Origin of the sequence: Paenibacillus sp. YIM B09110 (assembly GCF_037167145.1) — a bacterium.
Lineage (GTDB): Bacteria > Bacillota > Bacilli > Paenibacillales > Paenibacillaceae > Pristimantibacillus.
The window spans coordinates 200,360-222,896 of sequence record NZ_JBANSP010000001.1 but is presented as its reverse complement, the minus strand read 5'-3'; the positions used below and the strand labels follow the sequence as shown (position 1 = coordinate 222,896).

General features: G+C 47.1%; 20 protein-coding genes and 8 tRNA genes. 24 read left to right on the top strand and 4 right to left on the bottom strand.

Translation table 11 applies throughout. The annotated features are described in order from the left end of the window. Nucleotides 1-8: 8 nt before the first annotated feature. From V8F51_RS01075 to V8F51_RS01065, 3 genes are all read left to right on the top strand, one after another. Nucleotides 9-2,264, top strand: a complete 2,256-nt coding sequence (locus tag V8F51_RS01075) for a Tex family protein (protein ID WP_337098178.1) — start codon at nucleotides 9-11, stop codon at nucleotides 2,262-2,264. Nucleotides 2,265-2,358: 94 nt separating this feature from the next. Next, entirely contained in the window at nucleotides 2,359-2,829 is a 471-nt protein-coding gene (locus V8F51_RS01070) for an Rrf2 family transcriptional regulator (protein ID WP_337098177.1), read from the top strand. Nucleotides 2,830-3,024: 195 nt separating this feature from the next. Then, nucleotides 3,025-3,699: a nitroreductase family protein gene (locus tag V8F51_RS01065; RefSeq protein WP_337098176.1), complete on the top strand. Its 675-nt coding sequence runs from the start codon at nucleotides 3,025-3,027 to the stop codon at nucleotides 3,697-3,699. Nucleotides 3,700-3,790: 91 nt separating this feature from the next. Here V8F51_RS01065 and cmpA read toward each other — a convergent pair whose 3' ends face one another. Next, a complete protein-coding gene (gene cmpA / locus V8F51_RS01060; RefSeq protein WP_337098175.1) occupies nucleotides 3,791-3,931 on the bottom strand; it encodes a cortex morphogenetic protein CmpA in 141 nt (46 codons plus the stop codon). Between the two features lie 78 nt (nucleotides 3,932-4,009). After that, nucleotides 4,010-4,372, bottom strand: a complete 363-nt coding sequence (locus V8F51_RS01055; protein ID WP_337098174.1) for a hydrolase/acyltransferase — start codon at nucleotides 4,370-4,372, stop codon at nucleotides 4,010-4,012. A 93-nt stretch (nucleotides 4,373-4,465) separates the two neighbouring features. On the opposite strand from V8F51_RS01055, the gene V8F51_RS01050 reads away from it, so the two are divergent. The 14 genes from V8F51_RS01050 to V8F51_RS00985 all read left to right on the top strand — a co-directional run bounded on the left by V8F51_RS01050 (nucleotide 4,466) and on the right by V8F51_RS00985 (nucleotide 12,681). Next, nucleotides 4,466-4,945, top strand: coding sequence for a SprT family protein (locus V8F51_RS01050; protein WP_337098173.1), 480 nt, complete (start codon nucleotides 4,466-4,468; stop codon nucleotides 4,943-4,945). A gap of 27 nt (nucleotides 4,946-4,972) precedes the next feature. Further along, nucleotides 4,973-5,048: transfer RNA gene (locus V8F51_RS01045), tRNA-Asn, on the top strand. Nucleotides 5,049-5,053: 5 nt separating this feature from the next. Then, nucleotides 5,054-5,144 (top strand) — tRNA-Ser (locus V8F51_RS01040). Nucleotides 5,145-5,217: 73 nt separating this feature from the next. Continuing rightward, nucleotides 5,218-5,292: transfer RNA gene (locus V8F51_RS01035), tRNA-Glu, on the top strand. Nucleotides 5,293-5,345: 53 nt separating this feature from the next. Further along, nucleotides 5,346-5,421: transfer RNA gene (locus V8F51_RS01030), tRNA-Lys, on the top strand. A 62-nt stretch (nucleotides 5,422-5,483) separates the two neighbouring features. Further along, a tRNA-Leu gene (locus V8F51_RS01025) sits at nucleotides 5,484-5,568 on the top strand. 280 nt (nucleotides 5,569-5,848) lie between these two features. Further along, entirely contained in the window at nucleotides 5,849-6,661 is an 813-nt protein-coding gene (locus V8F51_RS01020) for a transketolase (RefSeq protein ID WP_337098172.1), read from the top strand. Then, nucleotides 6,651-7,577, top strand: a complete 927-nt coding sequence (locus tag V8F51_RS01015; RefSeq protein WP_337098171.1) for a transketolase family protein — start codon at nucleotides 6,651-6,653, stop codon at nucleotides 7,575-7,577. Before V8F51_RS01020 ends, V8F51_RS01015 begins: the two co-directional genes overlap by 11 nt. A 26-nt stretch (nucleotides 7,578-7,603) precedes the next feature. Continuing rightward, on the top strand, nucleotides 7,604-9,220 hold the full coding sequence (locus tag V8F51_RS01010) for a glycosyltransferase family 2 protein (RefSeq protein WP_337098170.1): 1,617 nt from the start codon (nucleotides 7,604-7,606) through the stop codon (nucleotides 9,218-9,220). Between the two features lie 127 nt (nucleotides 9,221-9,347). Then, a complete protein-coding gene (locus tag V8F51_RS01005) occupies nucleotides 9,348-9,788 on the top strand; it encodes a dTDP-4-dehydrorhamnose 3,5-epimerase family protein (protein ID WP_337098169.1) in 441 nt (146 codons plus the stop codon). Nucleotides 9,789-10,339: 551 nt separating this feature from the next. Further along, nucleotides 10,340-12,238 carry an AraC family transcriptional regulator gene (locus V8F51_RS01000; protein WP_337098168.1) on the top strand — a complete coding sequence of 633 codons (1,899 nt, stop codon included), beginning with the start codon at nucleotides 10,340-10,342 and terminating at the stop codon, nucleotides 12,236-12,238. Nucleotides 12,239-12,391: 153 nt separating this feature from the next. After that, nucleotides 12,392-12,466 (top strand) — tRNA-Glu (locus V8F51_RS00995). A 5-nt stretch (nucleotides 12,467-12,471) separates the two neighbouring features. Further along, nucleotides 12,472-12,547 (top strand) — tRNA-Lys (locus V8F51_RS00990). 49 nt (nucleotides 12,548-12,596) lie between these two features. After that, nucleotides 12,597-12,681 (top strand) — tRNA-Leu (locus tag V8F51_RS00985). 50 nt (nucleotides 12,682-12,731) lie between these two features. On the opposite strand, the gene V8F51_RS00980 is transcribed toward V8F51_RS00985, so the two are convergent. Next, entirely contained in the window at nucleotides 12,732-13,070 is a 339-nt protein-coding gene (locus V8F51_RS00980) for a L,D-transpeptidase (RefSeq protein ID WP_337098167.1), read from the bottom strand. Nucleotides 13,071-13,217: 147 nt separating this feature from the next. After that, nucleotides 13,218-14,528, bottom strand: a complete 1,311-nt coding sequence (gene uraA / locus V8F51_RS00975; RefSeq protein ID WP_337098166.1) for a uracil permease — start codon at nucleotides 14,526-14,528, stop codon at nucleotides 13,218-13,220. Between the two features lie 292 nt (nucleotides 14,529-14,820). Here uraA and V8F51_RS00970 point away from each other — a divergent pair, with 292 nt between their 5' ends. The 7 genes from V8F51_RS00970 to V8F51_RS00940 all read left to right on the top strand — a co-directional run bounded on the left by V8F51_RS00970 (nucleotide 14,821) and on the right by V8F51_RS00940 (nucleotide 22,518). Further along, entirely contained in the window at nucleotides 14,821-16,461 is a 1,641-nt protein-coding gene (locus V8F51_RS00970) for a GAF domain-containing sensor histidine kinase (RefSeq protein ID WP_337098165.1), read from the top strand. Between the two features lie 29 nt (nucleotides 16,462-16,490). Next, entirely contained in the window at nucleotides 16,491-17,198 is a 708-nt protein-coding gene (locus tag V8F51_RS00965; RefSeq protein ID WP_337098164.1) for a response regulator transcription factor, read from the top strand. A 177-nt stretch (nucleotides 17,199-17,375) separates the two neighbouring features. Further along, complete coding sequence (locus V8F51_RS00960; RefSeq protein ID WP_337098163.1) at nucleotides 17,376-18,002, top strand: FMN-dependent NADH-azoreductase; 627 nt, start codon at nucleotides 17,376-17,378, stop codon at nucleotides 18,000-18,002. A gap of 139 nt (nucleotides 18,003-18,141) precedes the next feature. After that, nucleotides 18,142-18,795 (top strand): SGNH/GDSL hydrolase family protein, encoded by a 654-nt coding sequence (locus tag V8F51_RS00955; RefSeq protein ID WP_337098162.1) that lies wholly within the window; start codon nucleotides 18,142-18,144, stop codon nucleotides 18,793-18,795. Between the two features lie 101 nt (nucleotides 18,796-18,896). Next, nucleotides 18,897-19,928 carry an FtsH protease activity modulator HflK gene (gene hflK / locus V8F51_RS00950; protein ID WP_337098161.1) on the top strand — a complete coding sequence of 344 codons (1,032 nt, stop codon included), beginning with the start codon at nucleotides 18,897-18,899 and terminating at the stop codon, nucleotides 19,926-19,928. Then, complete coding sequence (gene hflC, locus V8F51_RS00945) at nucleotides 19,925-20,791, top strand: protease modulator HflC (RefSeq protein ID WP_337098160.1); 867 nt, start codon at nucleotides 19,925-19,927, stop codon at nucleotides 20,789-20,791. The genes hflK and hflC overlap by 4 nt, the downstream gene beginning before the upstream one ends. A gap of 170 nt (nucleotides 20,792-20,961) precedes the next feature. Beyond that, nucleotides 20,962-22,518, top strand: coding sequence for a response regulator (locus V8F51_RS00940; RefSeq protein WP_337098159.1), 1,557 nt, complete (start codon nucleotides 20,962-20,964; stop codon nucleotides 22,516-22,518). Nucleotides 22,519-22,537 lie beyond the last annotated feature (19 nt).

Sequence of the window (22,537 nt, the reverse complement as noted above, 5' to 3'; positions counted from 1 at the left end):
GTAGAGGATTGGCGGATACAAGTGTACGTAGTGTAGAGGATAGCTCGGAAGAAACAACTGGAAAGTCTAAGTTAACAACAGAGCAGAAGGCGGCTGAGAGCGATCGCATTATCAAAGGCATTGCTGCTCAGCTTACGATTCCTTTATCGAAGGTAAAGTCGGCTGTCAGCCTGCTTGATGAAGGCAATACGATTCCGTTCATTGCCAGGTATCGGAAGGAAATGACCGGCGAGCTTGATGAAAACGATTTGCGTGCTATTGAAGAGAAGCTGCAATATATGCGTAATCTTGAAGAGCGCAAGCGTGAAGTTATCCGTTTAATTGATGAACAAGGAAAGCTGACGGATGTGCTCCGTGCGGACATCGAGAAATCGGTCAAGCTGCAGGAAGTGGAGGATCTGTACCGGCCTTATCGGCAGAAACGCAAGACGCGCGCGAGCGTGGCGAAAGAACGGGGGCTTGAACCTCTTGCCTTGTGGATATGGTCGCAGCCTCGTCATGGCGATCCGGCGGCTGAAGCAGTTAAGTATATTAACGTAGATAAAGGCGTAGCGACCGCACAGGACGCGCTGCAAGGCGCAATGGACATATTAGCCGAAAATATCGCTGACGACGCTGCAGTACGTGCCTGGGTCCGCAAATATACCTTCGATCAGGCAATCATCCGCACGGAAGCAAAGGATGCGTCCGCTGAAACCGTATATGAGATGTATTACAGCTACCAAGAGCCGATTCGCAAGCTGCCGCCGCATCGCGTGTTAGCTATCAACCGGGGCGAACGCGAAGAGGTGCTTCGCGTCAACTTCGATCTTGCCGCTGAGCGCATTCACGATTATATTCAGCGCAGGCTGCTTCGTGGCGGAACGGCTGCATCCGTACGGGACGTATTTATTGCCATTATTGAGGATACGTACAAACGGCTGCTTGCGCCATCCATTGAACGCGAGGTGCGAGGCGAGCTGACAGAGAAGGCGGAAGAGCATGCGATATCCATCTTCAGCGAAAATCTTCGCAACCTGCTGCTGCAGCCTCCCGTTCGCGGCAACGTCGTATTAGGCGTCGATCCCGCCTTCCGCACAGGCTGTAAGCTTGCGGTTATCGACGATACCGGCAAGCTGCTTGAAGTGGCGGTCTCTTATCCGACGCCTCCTAACAATAAGGTTGCCGAAGCCGAGCGTTTAATAAACGGCCTGATCGATCAATACAAGGTCGAGCTGATTGTTATCGGCAACGGTACGGCTTCCCGGGAGACAGAGCAGTTCATTGCGAATCTCATTAGCAAGCGTAAAGCAGCAGGTTCTGCCGGCGCTGAGCTAAAATATATTATCGTGAATGAAGCTGGCGCAAGCGTATACTCCGCATCGAAGCTTGCGGCCGAGGAGTTTCCGAAGCTAGACGTAGCGGAGCGCAGTGCCGTATCGATTGCGAGACGGCTGCAGGACCCGTTAGCCGAGCTTGTGAAGATTGAGCCCAAAGCTATTGGCGTTGGCCAGTACCAGCATGACGTAAGTCAGAAGCGTCTTGATGAGAGCTTGGGCGGCGTCGTGGAATCGGCCGTTAACCATGTCGGTGTCGACGTTAACACCGCTTCGGCATCCTTACTGTCTTATGTAGCCGGTATTAACGCAACGATTGCCCGCAATATCGTCAAATACCGCGAGGATAATGGCCGTTTCGCCAAACGTACGCAGCTGCAGAAGGTGCCGCGGCTAGGTGCGAAGTCATACGAGCAATGTATCGGCTTCCTTCGTATTCCCGAAGCGGGCAATCCGCTTGACCGGACAGCGATTCATCCTGAATCGTATGATGTCGTGGACAAGTTGTTCCGGGCATTAGGGCTGGAACTGAAACAGATTGGCACTGAAGCGCTTCAAACGAAGCTGGAGACCATCGACCTGCCAAGCTTGGCGAGCACGTTAGACGTGGGCGTGCCAACGCTCAGAGACATCGTGGACAGCCTGCTTCGCCCTGGCCGTGATCCGCGCGAGGAGCTGCCGCCTCCGATCTTCCATACCGATGTGCTTAACCTGGAGGATCTTACTGCCGGCATGGAGCTTCAAGGAACAGTGCGCAACGTAATTGACTTCGGCGCGTTTATCGATATTGGCATTAAAAACGACGGTCTTGTCCACATTTCCCAATTGAGCGATAAGTTTGTGAAGCATCCGATGGATGTCGTATCGGTTGGCGATAATGTGACGGTGTGGGTGCTTGGTGTCGACATTAAGAAGGGCCGTGTCAGCTTAACGATGCGCAAGCCATAAGACGATAATCGAATTCACCCATAAAGTGGGCTTGCCTGTTCATCGGCAAGCCCACTATAATTTATATATAGCGAATAAGCAGGGGGACGAGAAAATGAAGGAGAGCATCATGGATAAAGAACGATGTGCGAATGTAGCACCTCATAGATGGTTCGGTTTATCTCTGCAGGCGCTCGTCATTTTGGCTCAGAAGCCGAATATTTGTCCAAGTGCTGAGATTGCAAGCCGTTTGGACGCAGATGCTACGCTGTTGCGCCGTGTGCTTGTTAAGTTGGCGCGAGAGAACCTTATTGAGACAAGAGAAGGACGTGACGGCGGTTATCGTCTCAAGCGATCGCCTGAATCGATTACACTTGCTGACGTATATACGGCGCTCAAGGTAGGAGAGCCGCTATGCAGCAATATGCTGGATACGGCAAGCTCGCAAGAATTCGGCTTGGAGATGAAGGCAGCTTTCACTGAAATTGCAAGCGAAGTAGAACGCAAAACACTCGAGGCGCTTCAGCCCTATACAATTGCAGATCTAGCTCAACGTGCATTTACACTTCCAACTAATGCAAGCTAATTTCCTAAAGTAAGTTAATTGACAAATAAATTCGGTCAGCATATACTGTTCTTATAAAAGTTACAGTTAATGTGCATTCAACTATGCGAAGTACAGCACAGTTATTGCTGATACTAACTATGCGTAATTATGCGCAGTTAATGCTACTGATAACTGTGCATATTAAAACTCAGATAAAAAATGGAGGAAACCAGTATGACAACAACACAAATCGATTCCCAAGTTCAAGTATCAACGAAAGATGCAACTGAGCCATCCTTTGCTAACGTTTTGCACAGCCGCCGTTCCGTACGCAAATATGACAGCGGCCACGTTGTTTCTGAGCAAGAAATTCGCGAACTGCTGGAAACAGCAACGAAAGCACCATCTTCATCCAACATGCAGCCTTGGCGTTTCTTAGTCGTTACGGATCCGGAATTGAAGCAAAAGCTGGTACCGATTGCCTTCAACCAACAACAGGTTGCTGAAGCATCAGCTATCGTTATTGTACTCGGCGATTTGGAGATGTATAAGCTGTCTGAACAAATTTACGGAGCTGCCGTTGAAGCAGGCTACATGACTAAGGAAGTAGCCGACAACTTCGTTGCCAACTCGACCAATATGTACTCTTCATTGCCTGCTGACCGTTTGCAATCACTCGTTGCATTCGATACAGGACTTGTATCGATGCAGCTTATGCTCGCAGCTCGCGCGAAAGGTCTAGATACTGTACCAATGGGCGGCTTCAACCGCGATCAACTAAAAGAATTTTTCGGCATCTCTGAGCGTTACATCCCTACCCTGATGCTTCCAATCGGCAAAGCATCGGCTGAAGGCCATCCTTCTACGCGTCTTCCTGTTGACGAGATCACGTTCTTCAACAAACTGTAATTTCATTCATTATCCCCATACAAACAAACCGGCTTTCTCTGATCGCAGAGAAAGCCGGTTTTTATGTCCGAACAAGCTGTAAGCCCAAGTCTTATATACTTGTGCTGCTGTCTTGTTCCTTCGGACTTTGTTTGCTGCGATAGAAGTACCAGCAGTCGTTAAGCAGCTTGATCTGCCGGCGGTCCTTCTTCTGAAATGCGCGCATTAATTGATTGCAAAGCCATTGAGGCATATGCGTTCGTCCCCTCCCGAGCCCAACATGTTGTAATACTACAATATGGGGCAGGGCGGACGTCCGTGCAGGTCCACACTAATTGCCTTGCTCTTCCTCATACTCCTCATACCATTGCTCAAGCTGAGCTTGAAGCGCGCGAATTTCGGTTAACAACGAAATAAGCGGGTACGACTTTTCTTGCACTGCAGAGAAATCAGCCTCAAGCTCATTAATATAGGCTAGTCCGCCTACGATCGAGATCGAGTTGTCGTGGAGCTCCACCGCGTCGCATTCCGCGACTGCGTAAGGCAGACTAGGTACACGATCAGCCGTTAGCTTGTCGATTTCTTTATGAAGGCGCAGGTTAAGCGCGCTGAGCTGATAAGCATGGGATTCGGGCATTTCAACGAAGAGTATTGTTTCATTTTGTTTCATAAGGACGTAACGCATTGTTGCCATAAAATGTTCTGGACTCCCCTCGATTATAACATTCCTACTTGACAGTGTAGCGTATCGTACCTTTAAAATTCAAGTAGTAGGGGGAGAATAACGATGAATGATGAGACGCTGCAGCAATGGGTCGAGCAAATATCGATGGCATCCTTTGGACGAGCCTTTACACATCGCGCGACATTCAACAGCCGATTAAAGGCGACGGGCGGTCGTTACTTTACACGTACGCATAACATTGAGATAAGCCCGCATCAATTGTCTGTTTACGGAAGAGAAGAAACAGAGAAGATCATTAAGCACGAGCTTTGCCATTATCATTTGCATATTCTGAGGCGCGGCTATAAGCATCGGGATGCAGACTTTAAGCAATTGCTTGCCCATGTGGGAGGATCACGTTATTGTCAGTCGCTGCCGGAGCGCTCCGAACGTCAGGTTAGGCCGTATCGCTATAAGCTTGTTTGCTCCAAATGCGGGTTTGAATATATGCGCAAGAAGAAGCTTGATCCGGCCAAATATGCATGCGGCAAATGCCGTGGAAAATTAATTATGATAACGCTTGACAATAAAATTGAACCGTGATAAATTATTACTTGTCACTTTTACTTTTCCCTGATAGCTCAGTTGGTAGAGCACTCGACTGTTAATCGAGTTGTCACAGGTTCGAGTCCTGTTCGGGGAGCCAGATTTGGAGAGATACCCAAGTGGCTCAAGGGGACCCTCTGCTAAGGGGTTAGACTGCGTAAGTGGTGCGAGGGTTCGAATCCCTCTCTCTCCGCCACGATTTTTTTCAAGTGATGCAACGGGAAGACCGTTCAGCTGGTCTTTTTTTTTGCCTCATTCATGCTTAACAAGGCCCGTTGGTCAAGGGGTTAAGACACCTCCCTTTCACGGAGGTAACAGGGGTTCGAATCCCCTACGGGTCACCACTTTAGATTTATCGCTTGTGAAGCAGCTCTCTAGAGTTGATCAACATTCATGAGAGCCATTAGCTCAGTTGGTAGAGCACCTGACTTTTAATCAGGGTGTCGAAGGTTCGAGTCCTTCATGGCTCACCATTTGCTTCAACCCTCGAAGCGAATGCGAATGAAGGAAGCGACGAAGCAACAATTTCAAATGTGCGGTAGTGGTGGAACGGCAGACACGCTATCTTGAGGGGGTAGTGTCCCATGGACGTGCAGGTTCAAATCCTGTCTACCGCACCATACAAATAATCAATTATTAAACCCTTGCGGCGCAAGGGTTTTTTTGATGTTTTCTTTTTCTGACTCATTATGACTTTGAGGGCTATGGGGATATTGTTGACGAGAATAGCGGGTTAATGGACGATGTGACGTAGGGATTCTCATTGAAACAGAAGCAGCTGTTGAGTTTTTTGCGAAGATCGTTTCAAGCGGACCTTGTCGATGCGATTGTCAAATTGGAATAGTGAACTTTTAAATATTCAGATATAATGGTAAAAATATTATTTGCGGGAGTATTACTATGAACAGTAAACAGTTAGCCTGGAAAATAAGGAGACATGCTATAGAGATGACTCATCTATCAGGAGGCTCCCATATTGGGTCAGTGTTTTCCATAGCGGATATTATAGCGGTTTTATACAATGATATTATGACGATATTTCCTGAAAATCCAAGAAACGATCTGCGCGATAGGTTTATCCTTAGTAAAGGACATGCTGGCGCAGCCGTATATGCGGTATTAGCAGAGAAAGGTTTTTTTGATGTCCGTGAACTTGAGAGTCACTATTCGAACGGGAGTAAGCTTTCTGGACATGTATCACATAAGGACGTGCCTGGAGTGGAGCTATCCACAGGCTCTTTGGGTCATGGTATTTGCGTAGGGGCTGGCATGGCGTTAGCAGCAAAACGTGATAAGAAGAAGCACTCTGTTTTCGTTATTGTTGGTGATGGCGAGTGCAATGAAGGATCCGTATGGGAAGCTGCGCTTTTTGCGAATCACTATAGATTATCAAACTTAACTGTCATAATTGATCATAATAAAATGCAAAGCTTAGATTTTTGTGAGAATACAATCGAACTTATCGATTTAGCGGCTAAATGGAAAGCATTCGGTTGGAATGTTACTGAAATCGATGGTCATGATCATAATCAGTTAAAAAATGCATTAAGCAGACAGCACGATGAAAAACCAAACTGTGTCATAGCTAACACGATAAAAGGAAAAGGGGTTTCTTTTATGGAGAACGATATATTATGGCACTATAAAGCCCCGCTAGGGGAAGACTATTTGAATGCAATCAAGGAGTTGGAGCTGCAATACAATGAGAAATAAATTTGTAGAAACTATCGTGAAATTTGCCGAAACGGATTCGAATTTATTTTTAATAACCGGTGATGTAGGATTTGGAGTGTTAACCGATTTTAGGAATCAATTTCCCGATAGATTTATTAATGCAGGTATCAGCGAGCAAAATATGACTTCCGTAGCAGCGGGGATGGCTATGGAGGGAAAAACAGTATTTACGTATTCCATCGCCAACTTCCCGACTGCTAGGTGCTTTGAGCAAATAAGGAATGATGTAGCCTATCATAAAGCTAATGTGAAGATTGTTGCAGTAGGTGGAGGTTTTTCCTACGGAGCTCAAGGGATGAGTCATCATGCTACAGAAGATATGGCAATCATGAGGGCGTTGCCAGAAATGACTGTGTTTGCTCCTTGTGATTCGGTTGAGACAGAAGCTGTTACAAAGTACGCGGTGGGAATGGTTGGACCAGTGTATATCCGTCTTGGAAGAGGTGGTGAAAAGAATCTGCACGAAGGAGGTGTTGATGTAAGTATCGATGTACTGAAGGCAAATGTATTGAAGAATGGCCGAGACACAGCTATTTTTGTAGCAGGTGCAATTGCAAATGAAGCACTGGATGCGGCGGTCAAATTAGAATTGCAAGGTGTGAGCTGTGCTGTCTACTCCTTTCCATCCGTGAAACCTATTGATTCAGCGACAATCCTTGAAGTTGCTGCCAAGGTGGATTATATTTTCACGTTAGAGGAACATAATATCGTTGGAGGTTTTGGAAGTGCTGTCTCAGAGATGATTGCTGAGTCGGCTGTTAAGGCAGTTGTTGTCAGGATGGGGTTAAACGATGTATATACGAGTGCCGTTGGTTCGCAAGATTATTTGAGAGCGGTTTATGGAATCGATGCAAATAGCATTTTTTCGAGAGTTTATGAAAAAATTCGTAATTAGATTGATGAAAATTTGTAGGAGGTATTATGCCAAAGGTTTCAGTTGTTCTAACTTCATATAACCATGAAAAATATATAGGCAGGAGTATTGAAAGTGTATTAAAACAGACATATACCGACTATGAATTAATCATAGTTGATGATTGCTCAACCGATAATTCCTTACAAATTATAGAAAGCTACGATGATGAAAGAATCGTAACAATCAGAAATGAAAGAAACATAAGACATGAAGGCTTTTATAATGCAATTAAAAGAGCTAAAGGTAAATATCTTGCCGTACATCATTCTGATGATGTTTGGGAGAGAGAGAAGTTGGAAAAGCAAGTAGCATTTCTTGATGAAAATGAAAAGTGTGCAGCAGTGTTTACTTTGGTAACCATTATTGATGAGAATGAAGAACCCTATAAAGATACTAACCATTATTATTATAAGATCTTTGATCAGCGTAACAGAACAAGGTTTGAGTGGTTAAATCGTTTTTTTTATTATGGTAATTGTTTATGCCATCCTAGTGCCTTAATTAGAAAAGAATACTATGAGGAATGCGAACTATTCGATTACGGCTATGCACAAACCCCTGATTTTTTGAAATGGATTAAAGTATGTTTAAAGTATGATATTCATATACTGCAAGAAAAATTAGTTAAATTTAGAGTGTTTAATAATGAATCAAATACGAGTGGTTTTAGACCGGTTGTGATCATTAGGGGACAATTTGAGTATTTTAATATTTTAAAACGGTTTTTGACAATACAAACCCCGGCTGATTTTATTGAAATATTTCCTCAGGCTAGAGAGTATTACATTAACAATGAGATGGTTATCGAATATGCGCTTGCAATGGTTTGCCTAGAGCAACATACACAGGACATTCATAAATTATTCGGATTAAATTTGCTTCTAGAACTAGTGAATGATAAAGAAAAAGCGTTAAAAATTAAAGTGCTTTATAATTTCACATATATGGATTTAATAAAGGAATCCGGAAGGCATGATATCTTTAAATGCATATCCGAGGATCTTAAGTTAAATACGTACTTATATTTAAATTTTAGCAATGGCTATACCGAAGAATATAAAATAAGTGAATTTATAGTTTCTCAAACTATGTTCAGTGACTATTCGGTGTTGTTCGATATAAAAAGTTTTAAAGAGGAAAAATCGATTGATAAACAAGTTATTAATTTACGATTTGATCCGATAGAAGGACAAGCTTCCCGCTGCAAAATCTTGCATGTTGAAACGGACGGAAATTATCAAGGTATTAGTTATAAAAATGCGACATCCGAACATGATGGTTATGACTTATTTTTAACGACAGACCCAATTTATGAATTACTGGGGGATTTTAGAGAAGCTACTTATATTAAAATAGAGTTTAAGCTTGAGCGTATTAAGCAACACGAGATATTTGAACTATTTAACGCAAAAGGATTACAGCATCTTAATGAAATAGCGCAAAAGAACAGCGAAATAACACAAAAAAACACTGAGATAGAGCAAAAGAACACTGAGATAGAGCAAAAGAACACTGAGATAGAACAAAAGAACACTGAGATAAATAGGTTCTTGGAATCAAGATCATGGAAAATTACAAGATTGCTTAGAGATTGTAATCGTATTATTAAAAGGTTTAAGTAACCAGGTTCCGCAATGACTCATTACACTAGACTTAACTTGACTTGCACAGATTGCATCGGTAAACTTAGTAAAGTTTTGATTGCTGACAAACTATCTAGGTAGAACAATTAAAATTGGAGGGATATCCATGGAAGGCGTATACGTGATACCAACAAAGAAGATTGTAAATGATAGAGGGTTTCTACAAGAGGTACAAAGAAATGATGAAACTACGTATCCTGGATTTGGCCAAGTCTATATTACAGCTACTAATCCTGGTTTTATTAAAGCATGGTACCGACATCATATACAGACCGATCAAATCTCTTTAGTATCAGGAGAAATGCTAGTTGTTCTTTATGATTCTAGAGAAGGGTCTGCTACTCGTAATGAAATTAAGGAAATTATACTTAACGAAGAGAATCCTTTGCTCATACAAATTCCAACCGGGGTTTGGCATGGATTCAAAACGATTGGTGACAAACCAGCTCTCCTACTTCATTTAAATACTGTTCCTTACAACTTTGAGAATGTAGACGAGGATAGACTGCCTACTGATGACCCAACCATTCCTTATCTTTGGAGTTAACAATACTAGGATTGGTGAATGTAGAACCACATCAGTATGATGATGTGGTTTTTGCTATTCCTCGACAGAGGATTCGGAAGTAGCTCCAAATAGGCTTTGGGTATTTCAAGCAGTTTTAAGACCGCAAATCTACAAGGCTTAGACCGCAAACGCGCAAGCCTACGATGGAAAAACCGCAAAGACATAGTAACAAGTCCGCAATGTGATGATGGATGAATGTAGACGAGCACTTTTTTTGAAAAAAGTCTTGTATGTTGTCCGATTGTTTGCTTTGATCATTTTCTTGTCTCAAGGGAATGGATATTCCCGACGATTGCGCTTCGTTGAGCGACCTCATGGCGTTATTACCGGTTCAGTCCGGTATTATACAGCGAGAGTCTAAAGGCGAATAGGTTTTTCCGATCATCAAATGGCGGTGAAGCGCGGATTTGTGTTGACGTGGTTCACTTCCGTTTTCATATGAAAAAATGACATTCTTGCCGGGTGTCTATTCTATTTATGTGATACTATTTATGAAAAGACAAGAGAGTTGTAGAGAGGGGGGAGAACGATTGGATTGGGTAGCACACATCGAACGGTGGAGCCGAACGGCCGTTAGATTGCTTGATATCAGGGAGTATCGCGCGGACAATGGAACCGTACCTGATCGCTATACGGCACACGCCGGCTTTTTCCTAGTAACCATCCATGGAGAGGCGAATGTAAGCCTGTCAGGTACAGCACATCGAATCCGCTCCTTTCACATTCTGCATGGGGGACGGGAAGCGGAGCTGGGTTTTACGCCGCTAGGAAGCGACTTTGCTTGCTATTTGATTGCGTACAAAGCCGATTGCGAATCGTCGGAGGATCGGGAGAGCTTCGATATGCCGTATGCATTTGCTCCTCATGCGTTGCTGCCCTTGCAGGAAAAGTGTCAAGTCATGAATCGCCTGTGGCTGTATGCAACTCCGATGGACAAGCTGCAGGCGCAGTCTGTCTTTTTTTCTTTTGTGCACGAGGTCATGCGGCAGCTAAGCTCGGCGGCAACGGCAAACAGCAGACCGAACGTGGTAACCGAAGCGATCCGCTATATTCATGAGCATTACTGCGAGTCGATTACTGCCGAGGAATTGGCCGGGATATACGGCTGCAGCGCGAGCTACTTGTCCCGCTTGTTCAAAAACCAGTTAGGAGTCGGACCGATAGAGTACCTGATTCATGTTCGCGTTCGCAAAGCAAAGCAGCTTCTGCTGAAATCGGACGCGCGTATTCAGGAAATAGCCAGCAGCGTCGGTTATGGAGATGTTTATTATTTCAGTCGCTTATTTAAGAAGCATACGGGCTGCTCTCCGCTTCAATTTCGGGAGGACAATCGACTGACGGTTCACGATAATCCATTAAGGCTGTTAAAATCGTCTATTGTTTCCCGAAAGCCAGTTTCTCATAATGATAATGAGAGTTATTATCAATGGATTGAGGAAGGGGAAACATCGATGTTTAGATTTTCAAGACCGGGTTTCGGAGCAATGATGCTATTATGCACAGCCTTGCTCCTGAATGCATGCCAGACAAGCAACACAACGGGAGCAACGGGCTCCGTGTCGGATTCGGCAAATGCCGCCGCTACGGACAGCCCGGCTGCAGAAACGCGAATTTACGAGCATTTGAAAGGCCAAACGGAAATTCCGGTGAAGCCTCAGCGAGTAGTCAGCCTCTTTCATTTGGGCGAGCTAATGGCGCTCGGGGTAAAGCCGGTAGGCGCGACTACCCACATTCTGAAAAATCCGCTCATAAGCGATATTTCCGATATCGAAGACGTTGGTGTTCCGCCAGATGCGGAGAAAATTTTGTCGCTGGAGCCGGATCTTATCGTTACGACCGCGCCATTCGCGGAAGCGGTGGACGGCGGCTATGAAGCACTGAGCCAGATCGCTCCAACAATCGTCGTTGAGCAGTATAACGATCCGATCAAGGATGTCGAGATGTTTGGCGATATTCTCGGAAAGCAGGAAGAAGCAAGTCAATGGAATAAGGCATTCGCGACAAAAATAGCCGAATACAAGGAGAAGATCACTCCGTTTATCGGGGCCGATGAAACCTTCTCGATATTGAATGTTCGTGCCGATTCCGTATTAATTTATGGCGATACGAATATGGGCGGCAACATCATATACAAGTACTTGGGCTTGAAGCCTACGGAAAAGGTAAAGACCGAAGTCATTAACGGCGAAACATGGGAAATATCCGCCGAAGTGATTCCCGATTTCATTGGAGACCGATTATTATTGGCCGTGAATGAAGGTGCGGAGGAAAACTTGAAGGAATTGGAAAAGTTCATTCAACATTCGCCGGCAGGAAAAACGGGTAAAATCTACAATATCGATTTCAATCAATTTCTGTACAGCGATCCGATATCCGTAGAAAAGCAGCTGGATATTATCGCTAATATGCTTGTTGAAGGCAACAAATAAAAGAAATGATCGCAAAAGCCGCATTCCTCATTCCTCGGAGGATGCGGTTTCTGCTAGGAAACTCTTTTTGAAAAAAGGCTTGTATGTTGTCCGATTGTTTGCTATAATCATTTTTGTTGTCTCAAGGGAATGGATATTCCCGATACGATAGATGGCCCGTTGGTCAAGGGGTTAAGACACCTCCCTTTCACGGAGGTAACAGGGGTTCGAATCCCCTACGGGTCACCAGTTACGAGCCATTAGCTCAGTTGGTAGAGCACCTGACTTTTAATCAGGGTGTCGAAGGTTCGAGTCCTTCATGGCTCACCATTTGTTTCTTCCCTCGAAGCGAATGCAGTGAGAAGGCAACATAATATGTGCGGTAGTGGTGGAACGGCAGACACGCTATCTTGAGGGGGTAGTGTCCCATGGACGTGCAGGTTCAAATCCTGTCTACCGCACCATACTTATTCAAACCCAATCCTTGCTCAAGCAGCAAGGATTTTTAATTATTTCAAGGGCGTATCGTAACGCGTGTACGGAGGGGGACAAGCTTGGATAGCGCGACAACATCGTCGTTGTACATTCGAATACAGCCATGCGATACAAGATGGCCTATCGAGGAAGGATCGTTGGTACCGTGTATGCCATAGTGAGGCTTTGAGAGCCCCATCCAGAAAGCGCCGAATGGTCCGCCGGGATTGGGTTGCTTATTGATGATCGTAAACTCGCCGGTGGGCGTCTCAGTAACCATTCTACCGATACCGACTGGAAACGAGCGTACGACGATATCGTCATCCAGCAAATGAAGCATTCGGTCAGACAGGTCAACAATAATCCGATATGCGGGCATAGGTTACACCCTCCTTTGCTTCATCGTATGAAGGCATATGTGAGGAGGCTTAGACGCTCGAAGGCGATACAAGCCTATTTTTGCGGGGCATATGCGGCGAGACAAACTGAAAGGGACGAAGCATGGATGCTTCGTCCCTTTTTATTATCAATGCTTGGTAGCTTCTGTATCGTTGGAGAGCTTCAAAACTTCGAACACTTTGAACAGTAGGCTAAGTACGATCGCTACGACTGTGGCAAGCGCCATGCCTGACAGCGAGAAGTCGCCGAAAGTAACCTTCACGCCGCTCAGGCCTGTAACGAGAACGACGGTTGTTAGGAACATATTCGTAGGTCTTCCATAGTCGATCTTCGATTCGACGAGCATACGCAATCCGGAAGCTGCGATAACGCCGAAGAGCAGCAGCGATATACCGCCCATAACGGGAACGGGGATGCCGGAGATGAGCGCCGAGAATTTGCCGGAGAACGATAAAATGATCGCTAGCACGGCAGCTCCGCCAATTACGAAGGTGGAGTAAACTTTCGTAATGGCAAGTACGCCGATGTTCTCTCCGTATGTTGTATTCGGCGTTGAGCCTACGAAGCCGGAAATGATCGTTGAGATACCGTTGCCGAGCAAGGAGCGGTGCAGACCAGGCTCTTTGGACAGGTCCTTCTCCACGATATTGCTTGTTACGACCAAATGCCCGATATGCTCGGCAATGACGACGAGCGAGGCAGGCAGTATCGTCAAAATAGCAGCCCATTGGAAAACAGGCGCCGTGAATGTCGGCGACTGAACCCAGCCGCTATCGCCAACGAGCGTAAAGTCGGTGAGCCCCATTGCAAAAGCAAGGACATAACCGACTACGATGCCGATCAAGATCGGTATGATGCGCAGGAAGCCGCGGAACAGCACGGACCCGAGTACGGTTACCGCGAGCGTGATCGTGGACAGAATAACAATACTGCCGTCAGGCGACCAGCTTGACGCTTCCTCTGGCGTAAGTCCGTCCGGCATAATCCAACCTGCCATCTTGGCAGCTACCGGTATTAATTCCAAGCCGATAACCGCAACGATAGCTCCCATAGCTGCTGGCGGAAATACAACGTTTATCCAGCTTGTCCCGGCTGCTTGAACGATAAGGGCAACAATCGTGAACACGACACCGGCTGCGATGAAACCGCCGAGAGCTGCCGCGTAGCTGCCGCCTCCAGCCGCTTGGTCGCCGATTACAGCGCCGGCGGGAGCGATAAAGGCGAAGCTTGAGCCGAGATAAGCAGGGATTTTACCTTTGCAAATCCATAAATACAACAAGGTGCCGATTCCGTTCATCAATAGACAAATTGCCGGATCGACGCCTAGCAGATTCGGTACGAGCACAGTCGAGCCGAACATAGCGAACAAATGCTGAAGGCTAAGCATAATGCTTGTGCCGAGAGCTGGTCTTTCATTAACACCAATTACGTTTTTCATAATCGAAAAATCCTCTCAATTGTAGTGCAAGCAGAGCTCGCTAATGGAACATTCCGTAGGCTAATAAGATCGGTAATAAAAATGGCCCTTGATGATTCTACATAGGTTAGTATTGTTTTGGCAAGCGTTTTCTAATAATATTCGACAATATTCTCGTTTTATCGAGTCGCTTTGCTTTTCGGAAAAAGTAGTAAGGGATGAAGAATTGACGTCGACGATGCCAGTTGTGAAACGTTATACTGGCATATATAAGCTAAAGTAAGCGGCGAATACGATAAGGAGAGCGTTGCTGATGTCTAGTGAAAATAGAACGAACCAGCTGTCCGCGCTCAAAGAAATTGCGGAGCTGCTGAATACAACTAATGATATGAAGCAGATGCTGAGCGAGGTGCTTGGGAAGCTTCTGCAGGTGACGGGATTTAGCACGGGCTGGATCTTCATGATGGATGAGTCGATGGAGAGCGAATGCCAAGCCGCTTATGGACTGCCGCCGGCGCTGGAGGCGAACGGGCAGGAGGCTATGTGCGGAGAGGATTGCTGGTGCATCGAGCGTTATAGGCGCAACAAGCTGCATCATGCGGTCAATACAATTGAATGCAAGCGGATTACATACGCAATTGCCGAAGGGTTCGAGGAGGGAACGCTCGGCATTTCGCATCATGCCACGGTGCCGCTGAAGGCGGGCAAAGACAAGTTCGGACTTCTTAACGTGGCACATCCCGGCAAGGAGTGTTTTACGGAGGACGAGCTGGCGCTTCTGCAGGCCATTGCTTTTCAGATCGGAACGGCAATAAAACGAATCAAGCTTTATCAATCGCAGGAGCAAAATGCACAACATTATTCGAAGCTAAGCGATGTCATTCAACGAATTCATGCAATAGGCGTTATTAATGAGCTTCCGATCAAAGCGGTGCAAGAAATCGGCAATGCGTTCAACTGGCCGCATGTGTCGTTATTCATATTCGAGAACGGAGAGTTGTCCCTGCGAGCGTTCTATACCGAAGGGAAGGCTCACGAGGAGTGGAAATCGCTCAGTATCGATGACAACGGGCCAATCAGCACGGCCTTCCGCAATAACAAGCTGTTCATTGTGTCGAAAGCGGAGCATACGGCTTGTCCTTCATTGGAGCGTGTCGGCATTCCGCTCTATTCCTCGGCGGCGGCCATTCCGCTGCGCGTGCGAAGCCGCTCGATCGGCATACTGTTCATCAGCAGCCCGATCCGCGAACATTTTGATGAATATCATGAGGACTTTATGTACTCGCTGGGGGATCACTATACATTATGCGTCGAGAACTTGCGTGTCTACGAGCAGAGGCGCGAACTGGCGCGCATGGAGGAGAGAAACCGCGTGGCAAGGGATTTGCACGATTCGGTCATGCAGAAGGTATTCTCCTTATCGTTCATAGCCAAGGGAGCGGAGACGCTGCTGCAGGACAGAGAAGGAAATGTTCGCGCATCGTTGAAAGAAATACAGCAGTTGTCGCAGGAGACGCTGAAGGAGATGCGGTCGCTTATTTGGCAGCTGCATCCGGCCGGTCTTGAGAACGGCTTGCTTAGCGCCCTAAAACAGCATGGACAGAGCATGGGACTCACCGTATATGAGCAGGTTAACGGCCTAAAGCAGCTGCCGAGGGCAGTCGAAGAAGCGTTATGGCGCATCGGGCAAGAGGCGCTCAATAATGTCCGCAAGCATTCGGGGACGGTGATCGCCTACGTTAAGCTTGTGCTTGCTGAAGGAGAGGTTACACTTGAAGTAATGGACAAGGGAAATGGCTTTTCCCTCGACAATAGAAAAGGCGGTCTAACGCTTGGCATGCTGTCGATGCGAGAGCGTGCGGAGCAGCTCGGGGGGCAATTCAACGTAAGGAGCAATCTGGGAGGACCAACCGTTATCGCGGTTAAGATGCCGCTTGATCAATACGAATCATAGCAATTATGAGCAAGGAATGAGGAGTTACCGTGAAGATCAAACTATTGTTAGTCGACGATCACCAAATCGTATTGAAAGGCATTTCCTTCTTCTTGACGATGCAGCCTGATTTCGAAATTGTAGGGGAAGCGGGAAACGGGCAGGAGGCGGTGGAAAGGGCGGATAAGCTGCAGCCAGACGTTATATTAATGGATTTGAATATGCCCGTCATGGATGGCATCGAAGCATGCGGCCGTATAACTGCGCAATACCCTCATATCAAGGTGCTTGTTCTTACGAGCTATTCGGATCAAAGCCATGTCGTGCCCGCGCTCCAGGCGGGAGCGTCAGGCTACATTCTGAAGGATGTCGAGCCGGAGCAGCTCGCTGAGGCAATCCGCAGCGCGCATAAGGGCAATATTCAGCTTCATCCCGATATTGCGGGAGCACTGCTGACGCAGTTTAAACCACAGGGACAAGGGCATGACGAAGCGGAAGGCATATTTATGGGAGACGGGCAAGTTACGGATTTCCAGCCAGCAGAGCGCCACGAATCGCTCACGCCGCGCGAGAAGGAAGTGCTCCAGCTTATTGCACAAGGTCTTAGCAACAAAGATATTGCCCAATCGCTCGTCGTCGCCGAGAAGACGGTCAAGACGCATGTCAGCAATATTTTGGGCAAGCTGCAGCTCTCGGACCGGACACAGGCCGCATTATATGCGGTCCAGCATCATATGAACGGCGGCACGAAGTCGTAGAGACTCATAAGGTCTTAAGACGATAGTCGTAAGACTAGTCCTAATCGATGAAGACGAAGAAGGGCATGATTTTCAGTCTAATTGCCGATGCGTTGCTCCAACAAACTATATAAAATAAAGTAAGTACTACAAAGTACTAAACTAATAAAATATATAGATATTATTGGAGGTTACAAAATGAGCACTATACTGTTCGTTAAAGCAAATGACCGTTCGATCGAGCAAGCTGTCAGCGTGAAATTATACCATGCATTCTTGGATGCTTATAAAGCAAGCCACCCAGAGGATACAATTATCGAGCTTGACCTGTTCCAAGAAGAACTGCCTTACATGAACGCCGACATGATCAACGGCAACTTCAAGGCTCCGCGCGGAATTGATATGACCCCTGCTGAGAAAGAAGCTTTTGATGTAGCTGCCAAATATATCGATCAATTCCTTGCCGCGGACAAAGTCGTATTCGGATTCCCGCTTTGGAATCTTACAATTCCAGCGGTATTGCACACGTACATTGACTACATCTACCAAGCGGGCAAAACGTTCAAATATACGGAGCAAGGTCCAGTCGGCCTTATTCCTGACAAGAAAGTCGCTCTTATTAACGCAAGAGGCGGCATCTACTCCGAAGGTCCTGCAGCAGCTGCAGAAATGTCGTTGAACTACGTTCGCAACATTATGAGCTTCTTCGGTGTAACTGACTTCTCGACAATCATCGTTGAAGGCCATAACCAACTCCCTGGCCAAGCGGCTGAAATTATTGAACAAGGCATCAACAAAGCTAAAGAAGAAGCACTTGTATTCTAATTCGGATATGAAGCGGGTCCTGCGTCCAAGCGACGCAGGACCTGTTTTTTTTGGCGTGTTTTTTGGTCTGTTTTGAAAGGTGCAGCTAGTATATAATGATCATGGAAAATACATATTCGTTTAAGGGGAATGATTGCGGATGGGGAAAAGCAAAGTCGTGTTGTTTCAAGGCGACTCCATTACGGATGGCGCCAGAGGGAGAAATGACGATCCAAATCATATTCTAGGACATAGCTATGCCTACATTGCCGCAGCAGAGCTGGGCAGAGTGTTCGCCGAAGCGCAGCCGGTGTTCTATAACAGAGGCATTAGCGGCAACCGGGTTTCTGATTTATACGCGCGTTGGAATGAGGATGCTTTCAGCTTGAAGCCGGACGTCATCAGCATCATGATCGGCGTGAACGATGCATGGCGTATCGTAAACGAAGAGCCAACGGGCGTTACCGACCGGTTCGAGCGGGCTTATCGCCACTTGCTTGAAGAAACGAAGGAAGTGCTGCCGAATGTGCAGCTTGTATTGTGCGAGCCGTTTATATTGAAAACAGGCGCTACGGAAGAGCGTTGGGACGTGTGGACGGAGCAGTTAGACCGATATCAGGCCATTGTTCGCAGTCTGGCGAATGATTTCGGCGCAATCTTCGTACCGCTTCAACAGACGTTTAACGATGCATGTGAACGTGCGGAAGCAAAGTATTGGATATGGGATGGCGTGCATCCGACTACGGCAGGGCATGATCTGATTGCCCGGGAATGGCTGAAAGCTGTTAAGGATGGCGGCATTACTTTTGATTAGAAAAATGAGACTTTTTGGCATCTAAATCCGTATTACCCCTCATAAGCTTCATCAATGAGGGGAGAGATGTCATTCTGAGCAACTTGGATGGTTATACAAATGTGGAGAGCAATAGTCGTAAGCCAGAGCCATTAAAGCCAGGAACGGTGAAAAAAGCGATTCTTATCGCGGCTGCCGTAATCGTCGTCATTTATCTTGGTTTTTCGTCATTTTATACGGTGCAAGAGCAGGAGCGGGCCGCCATCCTGACGTTTGGCAAGTATACGAGCGAGGAATCGGCGGGGCTCCATTTCAAATGGCCTTATCCGATTCAGGAAGTCATTACGGTAAAGGCCGAGCTGACGCAGCGCATCCATATCGGTTATCGTCAGAATGGAGATACGGTTACACCGGTTGAAGAAGAGGCGCTTATGATCACCGGAGACGAAAATATCGTTTCCGCGGACGCGGTCGTGCAGTGGAAAATTAGCAATATTCATGATTATCTTTACAACATTGACGATCCGGAAAATTTTCTTCGCAACGCGGCCAGCTCATCGATTCGCTCGGTTATCGGTTCGGAGAAGCTGGATTACGCGATTACGGACGGGAAAACCGTCATCCAGGATAAAGTGCGGGAGAAGCTGCTGGAGCTGCAGTCGAAGTACAAAACCGGCATTCAGATCATCGATATTAAGTTCCAGGACATCGAGCCGCCGAGCGGACAGGTCGAGGAAGCGTTCCGCGAAGTAACGAACGCGCGCGAGGAGAAGAACACAAAGATTAATAACGCCGCGAAGTACGAGAATGATCGTATTCCTAAGGCCCGCGGCGAAGCGCAGGCGCTTATCGAGAACGCGGAAGGCCAGAAGAAGTCGCGGATCCTGAACGCGGAAGGCGACGTCGCCAAGTTCAATGCGATTTACGGCGAATACAAGAACAATCCGGACGTCACGCAAAGCCGCTTGATTCTGGAGACGCTTGAGAAAATATTGCCGAATGCCCAAATTTTCATTACGAATTCGGACAGCGATACGGTCAACTATTTGCCGCTTAATGAGTTGCTCAAAGGCGGCAGCACCGCCAAACAGCCTGAAACAACGAACCCTGCGACATTGCCGCAGCAAACTCCCCAAGGAGGTGACGCGCAATGAAGCGTAATCAATGGATCATGATCATTTCAGCGGTCGTGCTGCTCATATTGGTGTCCGGATCGATGTTTATCGTCAAGGAAGGCGAATACAAAGTCGTTCTGAAGTTCGGGGAAGCCGTCAGAGCCGTGAGCAGTCCGGGACTGAAGTTCAAGCTTCCTTTCATCGAAAACGTATCTTCGTTGCCCAAGTATCAGATGACCTATGAAAGCAATCCAACTTCGATTCTGACGAAGGACAAAAAACCGATTATCGTCGACAACTACACGGTGTGGCGTATCACGAATGCCGAGCAATTCCTTCGTACCGTCCAGTCGGTCAGCGGGGGCGTTCAGCGTATAGATGAAGCCGTGTATAACTCCGTCCGCCGCAAGCTGTCGGAGGTCAACTACGACAACATCATTAGCGAAAAAACGGAGCGCGGCAACATTAACGATGAGATTACGAAGGATGTTACGGCTGCCCTAACGAGAGACAACTACGGCATCGAAGTGATAGATGTCCGCATTAAGCGCACCGATCTGCCGGAAGGCAACAAGCAGAGCGTATACAACCGCATGATTTCCGACCGGCAATCGATTGCGGCCCGTTACTTATCCGAAGGCGACGAGGAATCGCGCAAAATCACGTCCAAAGCGGATCGTACCGCGACCGAGCTTCTGGCACAAGCGGAGTCAGACGCGAAGAAGATCATTGCCGAAGGCGAGAAGGAAGCGGCGAAGATTTATAATGAGGCTTACGGAAAGGACGCGCAGTTCTACAGCCTGTATCGCACATTGGAGAGCTACGTGACAACCTTGCAGAACGAGCCGGTCATTATGCTGCCGATCGATTCGCCGTACGCGAAGATTTTACTAGGAGAGTAATTAGTAATTAGAATCTTGAGGCCAAGCGAAGGGAGATCCTTTGTTTGGCTTTTTTTGTTGTTTGCCAGTAGCAGCTATTTATTTATTTCAGGCGATCGTATATGATTTGAGCAATAATAAGACAAGACGACTGAACAATTTAAGATGAGGCACAAGGAGGTACGTCTGGCATGAATGTGCTGCTAGTCGATGATGAAGCGATAGATTTGGAATGGCTGCGGCGCAGAGTCGCCGGCAGCTCGCTTCCGCTGAGCGTAGTCGGAACAGCTAATAGCGGCTTCGCCGCACTAAAGATTATGGAGTCGGAGCAAATCGATATTATATTGTCGGATATCAGGATGCCGATCATGTCGGGAATCGACTTTGCGCGCAAGGCGAAGGAGATCAATCCGCAGGTACAGCTCGTTTTTATTAGCGGTCATGAGGATTTCAGCTATGCGAAGGAGGCTCTGCATCTGAATGCGTCAGGCTATTTGTTAAAGCCGGTGGACGATGGGGAGCTCTATGACATGCTGGAATCGTTATGCAGCAAGGTCGAACAGGAGCGGGAGCGCCATCGCAGTGTTGAAGAGGCGCTGTCTCTTGTTAATCAGGAGCTGCTGCTTCGTTGGTTCAACGACGACGTTAATGACGAGCCGCAGGAGCATATTAAGCCGTTCGTGGAGCAACTGCTTCGAATGGGAACCTCTGTCGCTATTATCGAGCGAGATGATGTGGAGTGGAAGCTGCCTGATGAAGAGCGTAGGTCGCAGCTTGCCCAGCTTGCCCAATTCGTGCTGCAATTTGTGCGCGATCATCATATCGGGACACTCATTGTAGCGCATAATTCTCGGATTGTTCTGTTATCGGGCATGCATGAGGATCGTTTAGGGACAGTGCTTCAGGACCTCATTCAAGCGGTTCGGGTCGAATTCCCAATCACCATCACGATTGGCATTGGCATGCACGCAACGGATTTCGGACAGCTTCGCGAATCGCACAGACAGGCAGAGGCGGCGCTGAGCGCGAAATGGCTGCTGGGCAAAAACAGACTCATTAAGGATGTCTCGCAGTCGTCCAGCCGCCGCGCGCTCGCTCCAAATGTGGAGGAGAGCGTCAACCAGATGCTTCAAGCGATTTTGGAATACGATTTGGTGCTCGTAGACGATTGCTTGCTGCGGCTATTCAATGAGAATATCACCATCGCGCACAAAAATGATATATACGATCTCATTATCCGTATTACGTCCAAGCTGCATGCCGACTTGCTCCAACGGAACGAGAATTTGTACGATCTCCTTAAGTGGGATTCTCATCAGCCGGCCGTGCTGTTCCAATTCGAGACGATGGATGATATTTTATCTTGGCTGCGGAGAAGATTTTTTGAGCTTTCGGAGCTGTTGTATGTCAAAGGGCAGAAGCAGAAACGCAAGCTATTCGAAGAAATTGCGCAGTATGTAGACGATCACCTTGAGCATCGTATTACGCTGAAGGAGGTCGCGGCTCACTTCGACTTCACGCCGAACTACCTCGGTCATCTGTTCAAAGAGGAGACGGGAACGCTGTTCAGCGACTTTCTCAACGAGCGCAGGATGAACAAAGTGTGCACGCTGCTCGCCGATCCGACGCTCAAGGTATACGAAATAGCCGAGCGGGTTGGATACAAAAACATTATCTACTTCAATCGCCAATTCAAACAATCGACAGGCATGACGCCTGGCGAGTACCGGAAGAAAAACAAAATATAGAGTTAAATCGCGTCGGAAC